Annotated in this window: 17 protein-coding genes and 1 pseudogene; 10 read left to right on the forward strand and 8 right to left on the reverse strand. The window is 75.6% G+C overall.

Annotated elements, in window-relative coordinates; translation table 11 throughout:
- Positions 1-21: 21 nt before the first annotated feature.
- Positions 22-1,065, forward strand: coding sequence for a S66 family peptidase (locus tag IF73_RS0105620; RefSeq protein WP_031004083.1), 1,044 nt, complete (start codon positions 22-24; stop codon positions 1,063-1,065).
- Here the strand turns inward: IF73_RS0105620 and IF73_RS0105625 are convergent.
- Positions 1,055-1,990 (reverse strand): LysR family transcriptional regulator, encoded by a 936-nt coding sequence (locus IF73_RS0105625; protein ID WP_031004085.1) that lies wholly within the window; start codon positions 1,988-1,990, stop codon positions 1,055-1,057. The genes IF73_RS0105620 and IF73_RS0105625 overlap by 11 nt on opposite strands.
- Before the next feature lie 179 nt (positions 1,991-2,169).
- On the opposite strand from IF73_RS0105625, the gene IF73_RS0105630 reads away from it, so the two are divergent.
- The 4 genes from IF73_RS0105630 (at position 2,170) to IF73_RS0105645 (ending at position 6,278) form a co-directional block, all read left to right on the forward strand.
- A complete protein-coding gene (locus tag IF73_RS0105630; RefSeq protein WP_031004086.1) occupies positions 2,170-2,865 on the forward strand; it encodes a type 1 glutamine amidotransferase domain-containing protein in 696 nt (231 codons plus the stop codon).
- Between the two features lie 214 nt (positions 2,866-3,079).
- On the forward strand, positions 3,080-4,570 hold the full coding sequence (locus tag IF73_RS0105635; protein ID WP_031004088.1) for an ABC transporter permease: 1,491 nt from the start codon (positions 3,080-3,082) through the stop codon (positions 4,568-4,570).
- Positions 4,571-4,627: 57 nt separating this feature from the next.
- On the forward strand, positions 4,628-5,329 hold the full coding sequence (locus IF73_RS0105640) for an ABC transporter ATP-binding protein (protein WP_031004091.1): 702 nt from the start codon (positions 4,628-4,630) through the stop codon (positions 5,327-5,329).
- A 97-nt stretch (positions 5,330-5,426) separates the two neighbouring features.
- Positions 5,427-6,278 carry an alpha/beta hydrolase gene (locus tag IF73_RS0105645; RefSeq protein ID WP_031004093.1) on the forward strand — a complete coding sequence of 284 codons (852 nt, stop codon included), beginning with the start codon at positions 5,427-5,429 and terminating at the stop codon, positions 6,276-6,278.
- Between the two features lie 6 nt (positions 6,279-6,284).
- Here the strand turns inward: IF73_RS0105645 and IF73_RS42825 are convergent.
- Positions 6,285-6,644, reverse strand: a pseudogene (locus IF73_RS42825) (M23 family metallopeptidase); the annotation flags it as partial.
- Between the two features lie 610 nt (positions 6,645-7,254).
- Complete coding sequence (locus IF73_RS37490) at positions 7,255-8,358, reverse strand: SPFH domain-containing protein (protein ID WP_199806615.1); 1,104 nt, start codon at positions 8,356-8,358, stop codon at positions 7,255-7,257.
- A 176-nt stretch (positions 8,359-8,534) separates the two neighbouring features.
- On the opposite strand from IF73_RS37490, the gene IF73_RS0105660 reads away from it, so the two are divergent.
- A complete protein-coding gene (locus tag IF73_RS0105660) occupies positions 8,535-9,977 on the forward strand; it encodes a WGR domain-containing protein (RefSeq protein WP_031004097.1) in 1,443 nt (480 codons plus the stop codon).
- Complete coding sequence (locus IF73_RS0105665; protein ID WP_031004099.1) at positions 9,974-10,471, forward strand: hypothetical protein; 498 nt, start codon at positions 9,974-9,976, stop codon at positions 10,469-10,471. Before IF73_RS0105660 ends, IF73_RS0105665 begins: the two co-directional genes overlap by 4 nt.
- A 40-nt stretch (positions 10,472-10,511) precedes the next feature.
- Here IF73_RS0105665 and IF73_RS0105670 read toward each other — a convergent pair whose 3' ends face one another.
- The 3 genes from IF73_RS0105670 to IF73_RS0105680 form a co-directional block, all read right to left on the reverse strand.
- Complete coding sequence (locus IF73_RS0105670) at positions 10,512-10,934, reverse strand: DUF350 domain-containing protein (protein WP_031004101.1); 423 nt, start codon at positions 10,932-10,934, stop codon at positions 10,512-10,514.
- A 143-nt stretch (positions 10,935-11,077) separates the two neighbouring features.
- The gene (locus tag IF73_RS0105675) at positions 11,078-11,692 is read right to left on the reverse strand and encodes an HdeD family acid-resistance protein (protein WP_037878345.1); all 615 of its coding nucleotides are present in this window, start codon (positions 11,690-11,692) and stop codon (positions 11,078-11,080) included.
- 46 nt (positions 11,693-11,738) lie between these two features.
- The gene (locus IF73_RS0105680; RefSeq protein ID WP_031004105.1) at positions 11,739-13,133 is read right to left on the reverse strand and encodes a dipeptidase; all 1,395 of its coding nucleotides are present in this window, start codon (positions 13,131-13,133) and stop codon (positions 11,739-11,741) included.
- Positions 13,134-13,340: 207 nt separating this feature from the next.
- Here IF73_RS0105680 and IF73_RS0105685 point away from each other — a divergent pair, with 207 nt between their 5' ends.
- From IF73_RS0105685 to IF73_RS0105695, 3 genes are all read left to right on the forward strand, one after another.
- Positions 13,341-13,913, forward strand: coding sequence for a DoxX family protein (locus IF73_RS0105685; protein WP_031004106.1), 573 nt, complete (start codon positions 13,341-13,343; stop codon positions 13,911-13,913).
- 80 nt (positions 13,914-13,993) lie between these two features.
- The gene (gene opcA, locus IF73_RS0105690; protein WP_031004108.1) at positions 13,994-14,908 is read left to right on the forward strand and encodes a glucose-6-phosphate dehydrogenase assembly protein OpcA; all 915 of its coding nucleotides are present in this window, start codon (positions 13,994-13,996) and stop codon (positions 14,906-14,908) included.
- Positions 14,909-14,972: 64 nt separating this feature from the next.
- The gene (locus IF73_RS0105695; protein WP_031004110.1) at positions 14,973-15,314 is read left to right on the forward strand and encodes a VOC family protein; all 342 of its coding nucleotides are present in this window, start codon (positions 14,973-14,975) and stop codon (positions 15,312-15,314) included.
- A 69-nt stretch (positions 15,315-15,383) separates the two neighbouring features.
- Here IF73_RS0105695 and IF73_RS0105700 read toward each other — a convergent pair whose 3' ends face one another.
- Positions 15,384-16,748 (reverse strand): carbohydrate-binding protein, encoded by a 1,365-nt coding sequence (locus IF73_RS0105700; RefSeq protein WP_031004112.1) that lies wholly within the window; start codon positions 16,746-16,748, stop codon positions 15,384-15,386.
- Between the two features lie 181 nt (positions 16,749-16,929).
- On the reverse strand, positions 16,930-17,865 hold the full coding sequence (locus IF73_RS0105705; RefSeq protein ID WP_031004114.1) for a LysR family transcriptional regulator: 936 nt from the start codon (positions 17,863-17,865) through the stop codon (positions 16,930-16,932).
- Positions 17,866-17,902 lie beyond the last annotated feature (37 nt).

Genomic DNA, 17,902 nt, shown 5'->3' on the forward strand with positions numbered 1-17,902 from the left:
ACTCCCCCGTAGGGTGCGGGAATGACGGACATCATCTTTCCTCCCAAGCCGCGCCCCGGGGACCGGGTCGCCGTGCTGTCACCCGCCGCCGGACTTCCCGAAGTGCTGCCGCTCCCCTTCGAGTTGGGTCTGCGGAGGCTGTCGGAGGAGTACGGGCTCGTGCCCGTCGAGTACCCGACCACGCGCAAGCTCGGCGCGTCCGCGCGGGACCGGGCCGACGATCTGCACGCGGCCTTCGCCGACCCCACCGTGAAGGCGATCGTCGCCAGCATCGGCGGCGACGACCAGATCACCCTCCTCCCTCACCTGGACGACGAGGTGATCCGTGCGAACCCCAAGCCGTTCTTCGGTTTCAGCGACAACACCAACCTGCTGATGCGGCTGTGGAACCTCGGCGTCGTCGGCTACCACGGCGCCGCCGTGATGACCCAGTTCGGCCGCCCCGGCGCCGTCCACCCGGTCACCGACGCCTCGGTGCGGGCCGCGCTCTTCGGCTCCGGCCCGTACGACCTGCCGGCCCCGACCGACACCAACGACGTCGAGCGCCCCTGGGAGGACCCCCGCACCTTCGACTCCGCGCCCGTCATGGAGCCCGCCGGGCCCTGGCACTGGCACCGGGCCGAGCGGGTGGTCGAGGGCCGCTCCTGGGGCGGCTGCCTGGAGATCGTCTCCCAACTCCTCATGGCGGGAGGGGAGATCGCCGAGCCGGAGGCGTACGAGGGCGGGGTGCTGTTCCTGGAGACCTCGGAGCTGCTGCCCACCGCCGACGAGGTGTTCCGGATCCTCCGGGCGATGGGGGAGCGGGGCCTGCTCGCCCGCTTCCCCGCGCTCCTCATGGGCCGGGCCCGCGCCTGGTCCTTCGACGCCCCCCACGACCCGGCCGGCCGGGCCGCCTACCGGGAGGCCCAGCGCGCCGCCGTGCTCCGCGCGCTGGACGCCTACGCCCCCGACACCCTGGCCGTCTTCGACGTGGACCTCGGACACACCGACCCGCAGGTGGTGATCCCGTACGGCGGCACGATCCGCGTGGACGGCCCCGCCCGCCGGATCACGGTCACGTACTGACGCGGCGGGCGGCCAGGTGGTCCCGCACCAGCGCCACGTGCGGATGGGCGGGCGGGCCGGGGCGCTGCACCAGGAAGCCCGTGTTGATCGGCGGGTCCTCGGGCAGGTGCAGCGGTACGAGGGCGCCCGTGGCCAGCTCCGCCGCGCACAGGTAGCGGGGCAGGACGCTCACCCCGGCGCCGCCCGCCACCGCCGCCCGCACCGCCCGCAGGTCCGGGACGGTCACCGCGGGCACGGCCGTCAGGCGCCGGCCGAAGACGTGGCGCCAGTACCGGCGCAGGATCGGCAGGTCCTCGGCGTACGCCACGAGCGGTACGCCGTGCAGCGCGGCCGGCCCCTCCTCGTCGACCCGGCCGCCGATCCGCTCCGCCCACACCGGCGCGCCGACCAGGACGAACTCCTCGTCGTCGAGCGGCAGCCAGGCGAGGCTGCGGCCCCGGGGCCGCACCGTCGACACCACCAGGTCGTGCCGGCCCGCGCGCAGTTCGTCCAGCAGGCCCTCCGTCAGGCCGAACGCGATCCGCAGCCGTACCCCCCGCTCCACGAGCGGCGCCAGGGCCGGCAGCACGGTGTGCGAGAGGTACTCGGCCGGGCCCGCCAGATGGACCGGCTCCGCCGGGGCGTCCTCGCCCGGCACCCCGGCCGCCGCGCCGGCGGCGGCGCTCAGCGCGTCCAGCGGGCCCATGACCCGCGCCGCCAGATCGTCCGCGAACGGCGTCGGCGCCACCCCGCGCGGCAGCCGCTCGAACAGCTCCCGCCCGAGCCGGCCCTCCAGCGCCCGGATCTGCGCGGTCACCGTCGGCTGCGACAGGCCCAGGACCCGGGCGCCCGCGGTGAAGGCCCCGGCGCGGTACACGGCGAGGAAGGTCCGCAGCAGGTTCAGGTCCGGCGGCCCGGACGGCCCCGGTCCCGACCCCGCCGGTATTCCGGCCCTTCCCGCTGTTCCCGGTGATCCATCGGAATTCCTATCGTCCACATGTCCGAGCCTATTGGATTCCCATGGGTCCGGGGGCCTACGGTCGAACCCTCGCCGTCCGGACGACGCCCTCCAGGGGCCCGGAACGGCGGCCCGCTCCCTTCGCGACCGAGAGGCCCCGCAGACCCATGTCGAAGATCCTTTTCGTGCTGACCGGCGCCGACCACTGGACCCTCGCCGACGGCACCAAGCACCCCACCGGCTTCTGGGCCGAGGAGGCCGCCGCGCCGTACGAGGCGTTCACCGCCGCCGGCCACGAGGTCGTCGTCGCCACCCCCGGCGGCGTCGTCCCCACCGTCGACCGGGGCAGCCTCGCCCCCGAGGCCAACGGCGGCCCCGAGGGCGCCGCCAAGGTGGCCGCCACCCTCGACGCCTTCGCGCAGCTCCGCACGCCGATCCGGCTGGAGGACGCCGACCTCGCCGAGTACGACGCCGTGTTCTACCCCGGCGGCCACGGCCCCATGGAGGACCTCGCCGTGAACGCCGACTCCGGGCGCCTGCTCACCGCCGCGCTCGGCTCCGGCAAGCCGCTCGCCGTCGTCTGCCACGGACCGGCCGCCCTGCTCGCCGCCGTGGACGAGGACGGCGCCAACGCCTTCGCCGGTTACCGTGTCGCCGCCTTCACCGACGCCGAGGAGACCCAGGCGGGCCTCGCCGACCGGGCGAAGTGGCTCCTGGAGACGCGGCTCCGCGAGGCGGGCGTCGACGTCCAGGCCGGCGAGCCGTGGGCCCCCCACGTCGTCGTCGACCGCAACCTGATCACCGGCCAGAACCCGGCCTCCTCCGCCCCCCTGGCGGCCGAGGTCCTGAAGCGCCTGTCCTGAGCGGCACCCCGGCGGGGGCGGGTCGGCGGGAGCGTCGCTGAGCCGGCGGGAGCGAGGGCAGGCCCTCGCTCCCGCCCCCGCCCTCGTTCCCGCTCCCGCCCCGCCTTCGTTCCCGCTCTTGCTACCGCCCCCGCTCCCGCCCCCGCCCCCGCTCTCATCCGGCTCTCACGCGGGCCTTATCCCGGCCTCACCCGGCGGCCCTACCTTCGCCGCCATGTTCTTCACCTACCTCCGGCGCGAACTGCGCCGCCGCAGAAAGGCGGCGCTCGTCGTCGCCTCCGGGCTCGCGCTCGGCATCGCGCTGGTCATCGTCGTGACCTCGGTCTCCGCCGGGATGAAGCAGGCCCAGGGCAAGGTCCTCGAATCCCTCTACGGCCTCGGCACGGACCTCACGGTGACCAAGGCCCAGGAGCGGCCCGCCGAGGGCGCGCAGCCCGCGCGGCCCCGCTTCGAGTTCCAGGGCCGGGACGACGGAGAGGCGCAGAGCAGCGACCGGCTGATGGTCCAGGGCCTCCAGACCCTCGCCGACTCCACCGTGGCCACCGTGGCGAGGCAGGCCGGCGTGGAGGGGGCCGTCGGCGGCCTCAGCCTCGTCAACCTGAAGATCGACGGGGAGTTCCGGCGCGGCGAGATCCAGCGCGGCGAAGGCCAGGCGCAGGGGCAGCCGCAGGGCCCGGGGCAGGCGCAGGGCGGCGGCGTCGGCGGGCCCGGCGACACCGTCACCGGCGGCGGCGCCGCCTTCGACGTCGACTCCTTCACCCTCTACGGCACCGACGTCACCCGCCCCGACCTCGGCCCCCTCACCACCTCCACGATCACCCAGGGCCGCACCTTCAGGACCACCGAGACCGACGCCCGGGTCGTCGTGGTCGACAGCGCCTACGCCCAGCAGCAGGACCTCACCGTCGGCGACGAACTCACCGTCAAGGGCGTGAAGTTCGAGATCATCGGGATCGCCACCGCCGACAGCGGCCAGTCCGCCGCCCAGGTCTACCTCCCGCTCGGGCGGGCGCAGACCCTCTCCGGCTCGGCCGGCAAGGTCACCACCGTCTACGTCAAGGCCACCGACTCGACGCGGATCGACGCCGTCAAGGCGGCCATCCAGAAGAACGTCCCCGGCACCACCGTCACCACCTCCGCCGACCTCGCCCAGACCGTCTCCGGCTCCCTCGACACCGCCGCCGGTCTCGCCTCCGACGTCGGCAGGTGGCTCTCGTACGCCGTCCTGCTCGCCGCCGTCCTCGTCGCCGGGCTCCTCACCTCCTCCGCCGTCAGCCGCCGCGTCCGCGAGTTCGGCACCCTCAAGGCGCTCGGCTGGAGGAGCGGCCGCGTCACCCGCCAGGTCGTCGGCGAAGCCCTCGTCAACGGCGTCATCGGCGGCGCCCTCGGCATCGCCGTCGGCCTCGCCGGCGCCTACGCCGTCACCGCCGCCAGCCCCACCCTCACCGCCGAACTCGGCGCCGCCACGGGCGGCTTCGCCGGCCGCGGCGGCGGCATGGTCCTGGGCGGAGGACCCGGCGGCCCCGGCATGGCGCGCACCGCCGCGGGCCGCAGCGTCGACATCGCGCTCACGGCACCCGTCAGCCTCACCACCGTCGGGCTCGCCGTCCTCCTCGCCCTCGTCGGCGGACTCGTCGCCGGGGCCTTCGGCGCCTGGCGCGCCTCCCGGCTGCGCCCCGCCGACGCGCTGCGCCGCGTCGAGTAGCCGCCCCGCCCACCCCCGTACCGCAGGAGCCCCTTCCGCACCCCAGGAGTCCCACCCATGTACGAACTCACCGGCGTCACCAAGCAGTACCGGCGCGGCCAGGAGAGAGTCGACGCCCTCGCCGGGATCGACCTGAAGATCGCGCAGGGCGACCGCCTTGTCATCCAGGGCCCCACCGGCGGCGGCAAGTCCACCCTGCTGCAGATGCTCGGCGGCCTCGACCGCCCCACCGCCGGCCGCGTCCTCCTCGACGGCACCGACCTCGCCAGGCTCTCCGAGACCCGGCTCACGGCCGTCCGCAGCCGGTACATCGGCTTCGTCTTCCAGAGCTTCAACCTGATCCCCACGCTCACCGCGCAGGAGAACGTGGAGACCGCGCTCGTCCCGCTCGGCGTCAAGGCCGCCGAGCGCCGCCGCCGGGCCGCCGAGGCCCTGGACTCCGTCGGCCTCGGCGAACGCGCCGCCCACCTGCCGTCCGAGCTCTCCGGCGGCCAGCAGCAGCGCGTCGCCATCGCCCGCGCGCTGGTCAAGCGGCCCCAGGTGCTCCTCGCCGACGAACCCACCGGCAACCTCGACGAGTCCACCCGCGACGAGATCGCCGACCTCCTCGAGGGGCTCTGGCAGGAGCACGGCCTGACCTTCGTGATGGTCACCCACGACAGCGCCCTGGCCCGCCGGGCCCCGCGCCTCGCGACCCTCCGCAAAGGACGCCTCACGGTCACCGAGAACCCGAAGGCCGCCGCCCCGTCGCACGCCTGAGACGCGGATCACGCCACCGGACCCTTGTTCGACAATGCCGAACAGCGCGTACGGTGGCGTGACCTTCCGTCGAGCGGGCAGAGGAGCCGGAGCGCGCATGTTCACCTTCACCTCCCAGGACGGCGTCCGCGTCCACGTCCACGCCTGGCTCCCCGAGGGACCCGCCCGCGGCGTCGTGCAGATCGCGCACGGCATGGGGGAACACGGCCTGCGGTACGCCCCGCTCGCCGAGCACCTGGCCGCCCGGGGCCACGCCGTCTACGCCGCCGACCACCGCGGCCACGGCCGGTCGATGCACGCCGGGCCCGGGCATCTCGGCGCCGACGGCTGGAACCTCCTCGTCGACGACCTCGCCACCCTCACCCGCCTCCTGCGCGACCGGCACCCCGGCGTCCCGGTCGTCCTCTTCGGCCACAGCATGGGCTCGTTCGCCGCCCAGCAGTACCTCCTCGACCACGCGGAGCTGGTCGACGGCGTGGCCCTCTCCGGCACCACCGCCGTCGACGCCCTCCTCACCGCCCTCGCCGCGGCCCACCGGTCGGCCGCCGGCCCCTTCGGCGCCTTCAACGCCCCCTTCGCCCCCGTCCGCACCGAGGCCGACTGGCTCAGCCGCGACGAGGAGCAGGTCGACGCCTACCTCGCCGACCCGCTCTGCGGCTTCGGCCTCGACCTCCAGGGGCTCGCCCACATGGCGGACGCCGCCGCCCGGCTCGCCGCCCCCGCCGGCCTGCCCGCCGATCTGCCGGTCGCGCTCTTCGTCGGCGACCACGACCCGCTCAACGGCCGCCTCGCCCACACCGACCTGCTGGTCTCCCGCTACCGCGAGGCCGGCCTCACCGACCTCGCCTACCACCGCTACGAGGGCGCCCGCCACGAGGTCCTGAACGAGACCAACCGCGCGGAGGTCGTCGCCGACGTCACCGCCTGGATCGAGCGCGTCACCGGCTGACCGGCCTCAGATCCGGACGCCGTGCCCGCGCAGATACCGCAGCGGATCGACGTCCGCGCCGAAGGAGGGCCCGGTCCGCACCTCGAAGTGCAGATGCGGACCGGTCACCCGGCCCGTCGCCCCGGAGCGCGCGATCCGCTGCCCGCCCGACACGCTCTGCCCCGGCGACACGTCGATCCGGGAGAGGTGGGCGTACTGGGTGTAGCGGCCGTCCGGGTGACGGAGCACCACCTCGTAGCCGTACGCGCCCGCGTACCCGGCCCGCACGACCCGGCCCGGCCCCACCGCCCGCACCGGCGTCCCGCTCGGCACCGCGAAGTCCTGGCCCGTGTGGTACCCCCGCGACCAGGAGCCGCGCTGCCCGTAGGACCCGGTGAAGACGTACGACTCCACCGGCGCGGTCCAGCCGCGCGCCGCCGTCCCGCCGCCCTGCGCGGGCCGCGAGGGGCGCTCGGCCGGGGCCGCGCCGGAACGGCCGGTGCGCTGCTCGTACTTCCCGCGGTGGGAGGTCCAGTACCAGTGCCCGCCGGAACGGAACCAGTACACCCGGTCGGTGGCGTCCCAGCCCTGCCGCCCCCGGAAGACCGGCTCCCGGGCCGGGCCCGCCGGGGCGGCCTTCGCGCCCGCGCCGCCGGTGCGCTGGAGGTAGACGGACCGGTGGCCGGTCCACCGCCACGCGCCGGCCGCGTCGCGGAACCAGTAGCGCGAGCCGTCCCAGCCGGCGTGCGCCGGGGCCGGTTCGGCGGCGGCCGTGCCGGTGCCCGCGGCGGTCAGCGCGACCAGCCCCGCCGCCGTGACCACCGCGCGGCGCACCCCGTGCAGGGACGTCACGGAGTGCGCCGCCCGCGCGGCCTCCAGGCGGGCCGCGAGCGCGCCCGCCGCACAGCCGGCGCAGGCGCAGTCCTCGGGGGTCTCGTCGGTGAAGCCGGGCGTCTCCAGGCCGTCCACGGCGGTGGTCCTCTCCACGGTCACGCGGTCACTCCTCGTTCGGGCGGGCGAGGTCGCCCCGCCGGGTGTAGAAGGCGACGGTCAGGTCCTTCACCAGGGCCTGCCGTTCGAAGTCGTCGAGGTCGACGAGGCCGCGCGAGGTCAGCCGGGTCACGGTGTCGTCGACGGCGTCGATCACACCGGTGAGCACCGACTCCCGGTGCCGGGCGTCCAGGACGGCCAGCTGCCGGCGGTGCATCGCGGCGGCCACCTCGGGCGCGTACTCGATCCGGGTCGGCTGGGCCGAGAAGACGGCCACGCCGACCGGCCGGCACTCCGCCGCGAGGAGCCGGGTCAGCGCGTCGCCGACCGCCTCCGCGTCCCGCAGCGTGGGCGCCCCGCCCTGGAAGGCGTCGGCGGGCAACCGGGACAGCACGCGCGCGGTGGCGGCCTCCACCTGCTCCCGCAGATAGCCGAGATGGTCGTCGACGGCGTACAGCGCGCGTGCCGTGTCCCGTACCGACCAGACCACCAGCACCACCACCCGCAGCGCCGAACCCTCCGCGTCCACGGCCGCGAGGGGCTCGCTGCGCCAGTGCCGCAGCCGTACGTCGACCCGGCGGCGCAGCACGAAGGGGCTGATCCAGACCAGGCCGGTGCGGCGCACGCTGCCCCGGTAGCGGCCGAACAGGGACAGCACCCAGGCGGAGCCGGTACGCCCGCGCGTGAGGCCGCCGAAGCAGACCACGGCGAGCACGCCCAGTCCGGCGAGGGCGGCCCACTCCCAGGGGAGCACGTGCGCGGTGCGCAGCGGGCGGGCCCGCCAGAGCAGGGCGGCGGCGCTGCCGAGGGCGGCCGTCCCGGTGAGGACGGCGAGCCAGCCGGGGGCGGCGGGGCCGGGGCGTTCGGCCAGGCCCGCGTCGGCGGGCGGGTGGCGGCGCGAGGGGGCACCGCCGTCGGCGAGGGGGTGGCCGGCCGCGGCGCGGGTCCGGGCGGTGTCGTCGTGGTCCCGGCGCGCGTCCTCGCGGGTTCGGTCGGTGTCGTCGTGGGGGCGTTCGGGGCCGGGGGCCGACCGGAAGAGGTCGTCCATCGCTATGCCGTCCGCGTGCCGGCGCACGCGGACGGGCAGGGCCCGCGGGGATGGCTCGGTCATGAGGCCCTTTCGGCCGTACCGGAGGTGACGGCACGTCGGATGATCTTCGAGCTCCATCGTCACAGGGGTGTATGTCCGGAATGCCGCGACAAAGGTCCTGAATCGCCGGGACCTTGGTCCCTTGGCCACGGCTTCACCGCAGGCCGTTGTCAGTGGCAGCCCCTACCGTTCGGATCATGACGACGACCTATCTGGAGCTGTCGCAGGACGGCGGCGGTGCCCACAAGTTCTACGAAGTGACGGTCGACGGACTGGAGGTGTCGGTCCGTTACGGCCGGATCGGCGCGGCCGGCCAGACCCAGCGCTCCGCCTTCGCGACCGCCGAGAAGGCGCAGGCCGCCGCGGCGAAGAAGATCGGCGAGAAGGTCCGCAAGGGCTACGCCCCGGCGGTCCCCGGCCAGCGCGCCGCCCGGGCCGTCACCCGCCGCGCGGTCACCTCCGCGCCCTCCACCGCCCGGGCCGTCGCCCCCGTCCTGTGGCGCTTCCGCACCGGCTCCGCCGCCTTCGGGATCCACGTCGACGAGGACCGCATCTGGGTGGGCAACCAGGCGGGGGACGTCTTCACGCTCGCCCACGGCGGCGAGGTGCTCGCCCGGTTCAGCCTCCCCGACGGCGTGAAGTGCCTGGTCGCCGACGACTTCTGGATCTACGCCGGCTGCGACGACGGCAAGGTCTACGACCTCTCCTCCAAGCTGCCGTTCGCCGCCTACGACATCACCTCCGACGTCGACATCTTCTGGCTCGACATCCACGAGGGCGTGCTCGACGTGGCCGACCGCTCCGGCCGGCTCACCGTCATCGACCACGAGGACGAGCACCAGTGGTCGCGCTCCGGCCGCGGCGAACACGCCTGGATGGTCCGGGCCGACGGCCGCGCCGTCTACTACGGCGACACGGCGGGCGTCACCGCCTACGCCGGCGACGGCTCCGGCGAGCTGTGGCACACCGGCACCGACGGGGCGGTGCTCTTCGGCTGGCAGGAGGACACCGCCGTCTACGCGGGCACCGGACGCAAGAAGGTGCAGCGGCTGGCCAAGAGCGACGGCCGGGTCGAGGCCGTCTACACCTGCGACGCGGTCGTGTACTCCTGCGCCACCTCGCCCGGCGGCCGGTTCGTCTTCGCCGGCGACTCGTCCTCCTCCGTCTACTGCTTCGCCGAGGACGGCACCCGGCTGTGGAAGCTGGGCACCGGCGGCGGTTCGGCGCTCTCCATGCAGTACCGCGACGAGCGGCTGTACCTGGTGACCACCGACGGCTCGCTGGTCTGCGTGGACGCGAGCGAGGCGGCGATCGAGGCCGCCCAGCAGGGCAGCGTCCCCGTCGTCCGGGACGTCAAACTGGCCGCCGCGCTCCCCACGTACACCCCGGCGACCACCGTCTCCGCCGTCGCGTCCGTCGCCTCGGTCGCCGAGGCCCCGGCCGGCTCGATCGTGGTCGAGTGCGCCCGGGAGGGCGGCCGGAGCCGGGTCCGGGTGATCAGCCCCGGCTACGAGTCGTCCTGGAACGTGCAGTTCCCGCGCGCCATCCGGGAGCCCGGCGCCCGGTTCGTGGTGGAGGCCCTGCACCCGGCGGCCGGCGGCTTCTACCGGGTCCGCGGCGAGATCCGGCGGCTGCTGTGAGCGGGGACCCGGGCGGCAAGGGGGCGTTCGAGGCGGCGACCGGCGACGGTCCGCCGTTCACCGGAGACGCCGAGCAGCGCTCCCGCGAGGTCCGCTCCGCGCTCGAAGGGCTCCGGCAGATCCGGCGGCTGACCAGCACCCCGGGCGCGGGCGCCGGAGCCGTACCCGCCCTGTGGGAGCGGCGGCAGCCGGTACGGGCCGTGGCGCTCGCCCTGGAGGCCGGCGGGCTCGCCCCCTCGGCGGTGGACCCCGGCGGCGCGCGCGTGGCGACCGGCTACCGGGTGCGGGCGGGGGAGCGGCCCGCCACCGCCGTGGTCGAATGGCTGGGACCGCCCGGCTCCGGCGCCGCCGGACAGGAGACCGAGGCCCTGACCGCCTGCGCCCGCGTGCTCGGCGAGCTCGGCTGGGAGGCCCTGCTCTACAAGGGGCCGCGCGGCCGCCGCTTCCTGGAGGCGGAACCCGCCGGAACGGCCGCCGGCCCGGTCCCGTCCTGAGCGGACGGACACCGGGCCGGGCGGAGTGCGGCGCGCGCGGTCAGGCGATCGAGGCGGAGACGATCGCGGAGACGGCGATGTTGCAGGAGGCGGTCACCCAGACCGCCGGGTGCGGCTCCGGGTCCACCAGCGTGGCACCCAGCTTGCCCGGCGTCACCAGGTCGACCACCAGGAAGGCGACGGCCATCATGACCAGGCCGAGGAGGCCGAAGGCGGCGGTGGAGACCAGGCCCTTGCCGAAGTTGTCGTAGGTGGTCCAGATCGAGGTGAAGACGATCCCGCCGATGCCGAGCAGGGCGGAGCTGAGCAGGACGGACGCGTTGCGGTTGCGGTCCTCCCATATCTGCCGGCCCAGCTTGCCCGGGGTCAGGACGTCCACCAGCACGATGCCGAGGATCAGCAGGACCACGCCGAGGGCGCCGTAGGCGGTGGCACGGCCGAGGCCGTTGACGATGTCGGTCATGGGAAGCCGGCTCCGGAGAGTGGTGATCGCGAGCGATCGACGGTCATGGACCGGCAAAATCTAGCGCACGAAACGAGCCGGTCCGCCGCCCGCCCGGAGATCGGGCGGACGGCGGACCGGACGAGCGGGACCTCCCGGGCGGATCAGGCGCCCGGCGGCAGCCTCCTGGCCCGCGCGCGGACCTGGATCGCGGTCACGATCTCGGCCGCGCCGACCGCGATCAGCCAGATCCCGCCCAGCAGGGTCAGCACCGCGACCGACTCCAGCGGCGACACGATCAGCACCACCCCGGCGATCGCGCTGACGACGCCGAGGAAGACCTGCCAGCCCCGGGCCGGCATCGCCGGGTCGGAAGCGGCCGCCACGGCCTGCGTGATGCCGCGGAAGAGCCAGCCGATGCCGATCCACAGCGCGAGCAGCAGGATCGACTGGGTCGCGCCCCGGAAGCAGAACAGGCCCAGCAGGATCGACAGCGCGCCGCTGATGAAGGCCATCACCCGCAGCGCCGTCGTCGCGTGCGTGCCGAAGGCGGCGACCAGCTGCATCACACCGCTGAACAGCAGGTAGACGCCGAACAGCACCCCGGCCGCCACCAGTGAGGCGCCCGGCCACACCAGCACGAGCACCCCGAGGACCAGGGCCACGACCCCGGCCAGCAGCAGCGCCTGCCAGGCCGCGCCCGCGAGCATCGCCAGCGGACCGGGCGGCACCCCCTCCCGGCCGGCCCTCTCGTGCGCCCTCTCGTCCGTCCGCGTCATGGGGTCCGTTCTCCCTTCCTGTGGCGGTCGTCGTCCTGGCGCGCGCTCACGCGCCGGCCGGGCGCGCGAACGCCCCGGCGTAGGAGCGGAGGAAGAGCGCCTCCGCCAGCGCCATCCGCTCGATCTCGGCGGGGTCGACGCTCTCGTTGGGGGCGTGGATGAGACAGCCCGGCTCCTCCACGCCGATCAGCGCGATCTCCGCGTCCGGGAAACGGTCCGCGAGCACGTTGCACAGCGGGATCGAACCTCCCTGCCCCGCCTGCACCATGTCCGCGCCGTACGCCTCGCGCAGCGCCGCCCCGAGCGCCGTGTACGCGGGCCCGTCCGTGCGCGCCCGGAAAGGCTGCCCGGCGCTCTCCGCCTCCACCTCGATCCGGGCGCCCCACGGCGCCGCCGCCACCAGGTGGTCGGTCAGCGCCTTCCTGGCCGTCTCGGCGTCCGTCCCGGGCGGCACCCGCAGGCTCACCCGCGCCCGCACCCGCGCCTGTACGGCGGCGGAGGAACCCACCACCGGCGGGCAGTCGATGCCGAGGACGGTGACCGCGGGCCGTGCCCACAGCTCGTCGGCGACCGACCCGGTGCCGACCAGCTGCACGCCGTCCAGGACGCCCGCGTCGGCGCGGAACTGCTCGGCCGGATAGGACACCCCGTCCCACAGCCCCTCGGCCGGCAGCCCTTCGATCGCCGTGTTGCCGTGCTCGTCGCGCAGGCTGTCCAGGATCCGCACCAGCGCGGCCAGCGCGTCCGGCGCCGGTCCGCCGAACATGCCCGAGTGCATCTCGCCCTTGAGCGTGGACACCGTCACCACCACGTTCGTCAGCCCGCGCAGCGAGGTCGTCGTGGTCGGCAGCCCCAGCGCGAAGTTGCCGGTGTCGCAGATCAACAGGGCGTCGGCGGCGAACAGTTCGGGCTGCAACGGCACCAGCTGTTCGAGTCCGCCGGTGCCCTGCTCCTCCGAACCCTCCGCCACGAACCTGATGTTCACCGGGAAGCCCGCGCCCTCCGGCCCGCCGAGCGCCCGCAGCGCGGTGAGGTGCATGGCGATGTTGCCCTTGCAGTCGGCCGCGCCGCGCCCGTACCAGCGCCCGTCGACCTCGGTCAGCTCGAACGGCGGGGTCCGCCAGGCCGCGTCGTCCAGCGGCGGCTGCACGTCGTAGTGGCAGTAGAGCAGCACGGTCGGCGCCCCCTCGGGCCCCTTCCCGTGTCCGACCACCGCGTCCGTGCCGTCCGGGGTGGTGACCCGCCGCATGTCGCTCAGCCCCGCCTCGGTGAAGGCCCGCACCAGGAAGTCGGCTGCCTTCGCGCACTCCTCGGGCGGGAACTGGCGCGGGTCGGCCACGGAGCGCATCGCCACCAGCGCCCTCAGGTCCTCCTCGGCGCGTGGCATCAGCTCCCGGACGCGCGCCCGGAGCGCGGTGGTGTCGGGGGACTCGGACGTCATGTCAAACCCACTTCCCTCGGGCCGCGCCCGGACGGCCGGGAAGGCGAACGGCCGGGACGGCGACGGCCACCCCAGTCAAGCAACGCCCGGCAAACGCCGCAAAACATGACACAGACGGAGTACCGGACCGGCTCCCGGGCGGCGGCGGGCCGGACGCGCGCCGAGAGTGGAGGCGTACGCGTCCCCCTCCCGCACCTGGAGAACGTCATGCACCCCAACCGACGCGACCTCGGGCTGCTCGTGCTGCGGGTCGGCACCGGTGCCGTCCTCGCCGCACACGGCACCCAGAAGCTCCTCGGCTGGTTCGGCGGCGGGGGCATCGAGGGCACCACCCACGCGATGGAGGCCATGGGCTTCCACCCCGCCCGCCAGTCCGCCGTCGCCGCCGGCCTCGGCGAGGCCGGCGGCGGCGCGCTCCTCGCCCTCGGACTCGCCACCCCCGCCGCCGGCGCGGCCGCCGCGGGCGCCATGGCGGGCGCGGTCTCCGTGCACGCCCCGGCCGGCTTCTTCGCCCAGGGCGGCGGCTACGAGTACCCGGCCTTCCTCGGCTTCACCGCCGCCGCCATCGGCATCACCGGCGCGGGCCGCTACTCCCTCGACCACGCCACCGGGCACGTCCTCGACCGCCCCTGGGTGGTCGTCACCGCCTTCCTCGGCACCGCGCTCGCCGCCGCGGCCGTGGTCGGCCGCCGCGCCCAGGCACGGGCCGCGGCGGCCGACGCCACCGAGGACGACCTGGCCCCCGAGGGCGACGGCACCGGGGAACCGGACGCCCAGTGAACCCCGCACGCCCCCACCGGCGCACGCGCGCGCGTGCGGGGCGTTAGGCTCCCCGCAGAGGAAGGGACGGGCGCCGGGCAATGAAGATCGATCTCACGGACACCAACTCCAGCGCGATCAACAAGGCGATCCTGGAGGGCCGGAGGGCCGTCGGCACCCCCGCCGTCGGTGTCGTCCTCACCCTCGTGATCGTCACCGACGAGGAGAACGCCTACGACTCCGTGCGGGCCGCCAACGAGGCGTCGAAGGAGCACCCTTCGCGCACCCTCGTGGTCATCCGCCGCCGGGCGCTGTCGCCCCGCGACCGCCAGGTGACCCGGCTCGACGCCGAGGTCCGCCTCGGCTCCGACGCCGGCTCCGGCGAGACGGTGATGCTCCGTCTGCACGGCGAACTCGGCGCCCGCGCCGACTCCGTGGTGCTGCCGCTGCTGCTGCCCGACGCCCCCGTGGTCGTGTGGTGGCCGGTGGACGCCCCCGCCGTCCCCGCCAGGGACCCGCTCGGCGCCCTCGCCCAGCGCCGGATCACCGACGCGTACGCCGTCGAGGACCCGCTCCGCGCGCTGGACGCCCGGGCCGCCTCGTACGCCCCCGGCGACACCGACCTCGCCTGGACCCGGCTCACCCCGTGGCGTTCCATGCTGGCCGCCGCCCTCGACCAGGCCGGCACCGACGTCGTCTCCGCCGCCGTGGAGGCCGAGGAGGACAACCCGAGCGCCGAGCTGCTGGCCCGCTGGTTCGAGGTCCGGCTCGGCGTCCCGGTGGACCGGATCGTCTCGGCGGGCCCGGTCGTCACCGCCGTCCGCATGGGCACCCCGCAGGGCGAGATCCGGATCGACCGCCCCGAGGGCCCGGTGGCCCGGCTCGCCATCCCCGGCCAGCCCAGCCGCGTCATGGCGCTCAAGGTCCGCACCACGGCCGAGCTGATCGCCGAGGAGCTCCGCCACCTCGACCCCGACGACGCCTACGCGGCGGCCCTGGAGGGCCGCCCCTCCTGAGCCGCCGCCACCCTCCGTCGTGAAAACGCCCACGTCGCACCGGCGTTCGGGTGATGATGGGATCATGACGATCGAATCCGTGGTGGTGCGCCAGCGCGTCGACGACCTGGACGCCGCCGTCTCCTTCTACGAGAAGCTGACGGGGAGCAGCGCCTCCCGCTTCTCCTTCGCCGGAGTGGACCTGGCGGGCGTCGGCCCCTTCCTGCTCTTCAGCGGTCCCGACGAGGCCGTCTCGCGGGTCGCGGGGGTGACGGCCACCCTGACCGTGACCGACCTGGACGCGGCCGTCGGGGAGGCGGTGGCCGCCGGCGCGGAGGTCGTGGCGCCCGCCTCGCCCACCCCGCACGGCCACCGCGCGGTGCTCAGGCACCCCCAGGGCGGGGTCTTCGAGTACGTGGGCGGCTGAGGGCGGCGGACCGGAGCGCCACCCGCCCGGCGGGGGTGGGTGGCGCCGTGCACGGCGACTTCCCCGGGGTCAGACCCGCTGCCAGAGCGCCGGCACGTTCGGCGGTTCCCAGCCCGCCTGGGCCTGGTGGCCCTGGAGGCAGCGATAGGTCGAGCCGCCGTACGTGACCGTGGCACCGGCCGCGTACACCGTGCCCGCCTTCCAGGTGCCGCCCGGCTCGGGCTCGCCGGGGCCGGGGCCCGGGTCGGTGCCGGCGGTCCTCAGCGTCAGCCCGTAGTTCGACAGGATCGGGTTCAGCGGCTGGAAGAACGTGGTGCCGCCGCTGGAGCAGTTCCCGGAGCCGCCCGAGGTCACGCCCTGGGCCTGGCTGCCGGAGATGTACGAGCCGCCCGAGTCGCCCGGCTCGGCGCACACGGTCGTCCGGGTCACCCCGCTGATCGTGCCCTCCGGGTAGGTGACGCTCGTGTTGTGCTGCTGGATCGTGCCGCAGTGCCAGCCCGTGGTGGAGCCGGAGCGGCAGACCGAGGCGCCCACCGGCTGCAGCACGGAACCGGTGACCTGCACGTTCGCGCCGCCCGCGCCCTTCACGTACGGCGTCGCGGTCCAGCTGCTGTTGGCCGCCACCCACGCCATGTCGTTGCCCGGGAAGACGGACGCCTGGAAGGTGCCCTGCGCGACCTGGTTGTAGCCGCTGGTGGACTGGCCCGCCCGGCCGCAGTGGCCCGCCGTCGCGAAGCCCTGCGTGGTGCCCCGGGTCACCGGGAAGCCGACCGAGCAGCGCCCGCCGCCGCCCATGTAGTACGCGTCGCCGCCCCGGAGGTCGTACAGCGGGCGCGGCGCCTCGGCCGACCGCACCACCCGCACCAGCTCCCGCGCCACCCCGGTCTCCGCCGCGAGCCGCGCGCCCGCCCCGGCCCGGGTCTCCTCGACGACGAGGACGTTCGCACGGACGTCCACGTACCGGACCGGCGCATCGGCGCCCGCCGCCCGGTCCAGGGACTCCTTCGCCCGCTCCAGGGCGGCGAGGTCGTGCCGGACCAGCCGGGCCGTCGCCCCGGCCGCCCGGATCGCGGCGAGGTCGGCGGCGCGGGTGGTGGCCACGGTCAGGGAGCCGGACTCGGCGCCCTCGACCCAGGCGCCGGCGAAGGCGCCGCCGAGCCGGTCGCGGAGCCGGGCGGCGGTGGCACCCGCCTCGGCCTCGTTGACGAGCCGGCGCTCGGCCTGCGCCCGGGTCAGCCCCAGGTCACGGCCCATCGCGGCGAGCAGCTCGGGCCGCGCCTCGCCGGCCCCGAGCGCCCGCGCGGCGCTCTGCACGGCCGGGGCGGTCCCGGGGGAGGGCGGCGCGGCGGTGGCGGACCCGGCCTGAAGCCCGGCCAGCACCATCCCGGCGGCGGCCAGCACGGTACACGCCGCACGGGCGTGTCGTCGGAGCATGGGGAGTCTCCTCGGTTCTCGGTGGGGGATCTGCGGAGAACCGTAGGAACGACCCCGGCGAGCGGGGGAGCCTCCGGCCGGCCCCTTCCCCGGCGTTATGGCCCCGGGAGTCGTCGTGGGCGGCCGTTCGGTGCGCTTGCGAGGGGCGATGACACAGGCATGCACGGCACTTGACCTGTGGTCAGAAGGCGGCGCCCGCCGTCGTCGTCCGTCCCGCGCTCCGGGCCAGCGCCTCCGCGTGGGCGGCGCGGGCGTGGGTCAGGACGGCGGCGGACCGGGCGGCCGCGCGGCCCTCGGGGTGCCATCCGAGGAGGTGGCGCCAGAGGAGCGGGGCGCCGGTCAGGGGGCGCGTCACGATGCCGCGGGTGGCGGGGAAGGTGGCCCGGCACAGGCCCACCGCGCGGCCCACCTGGACGAGGTGGACGCAAGAGGCGGTGTCCGTCTCGTACACCCGGGCCGGGGTGAAGCCGGCCCGTACGCACGCGGCGGCGAAGCAGTCGCCGAAGCAGCCGTCGCCCGGCACGTCCGTCCACTCCTCGGCGGCGAGTTCGGCCAGCGCCACCTGTGGGCGGCCGGCGAGCGGGTGGCCCGTCGCCAGCATCACGTACACCGGGTCGCGGGCCACCTCCGTCCAGGCGAGCCGCCCCGCCTCCGGCGGGGAGCTCTCGCCGCAGACCCCGACGAGCGCGAAGTCGAGCCGCCCGGCGACGACTCCACGGGCCACCTCCCGCTCCGACCAGGAGGTGTACGTCGTCACCCCGGCGTCCGGATCGGCCCGGGCCAGCCGGTCCACGAGGCCGCCGAGCAGCGGCCCGTGGGTGCCGCCGAGCCGGTGTCCGGCGGCACCGTCCCGGGCGAACCGGACGGCCTCCTCCTGGAGTCCGCTGACGGCGGGCAGCACCACCCGGGCCCGGTCGAGCACCAGATCGCCCAGCGCGGTGGCCCGTACCCCGTCCCGGCCGCGGGTGAACAGGGCGCCGCCCAGGGCCCGTTCGATCCGCTTCAGCTGGGCGCTGAGGGCGGGCTGGGCCAGTCCGAGGGCGGTGGCCGCGCGGGTGAGGCTGCCGGCCTCGGCGATGGCCCGGACCGTCTTCAGATGCCGCAACTCCAAGTCCATGCGCCCAGCTTGACGGCCGCGGCCTGACAGGTCCAGA

This window comes from Streptomyces sp. NRRL F-5727 (genome assembly GCF_000719555.1).
In the GTDB taxonomy this organism is placed as follows: domain Bacteria; phylum Actinomycetota; class Actinomycetes; order Streptomycetales; family Streptomycetaceae; genus Streptomyces.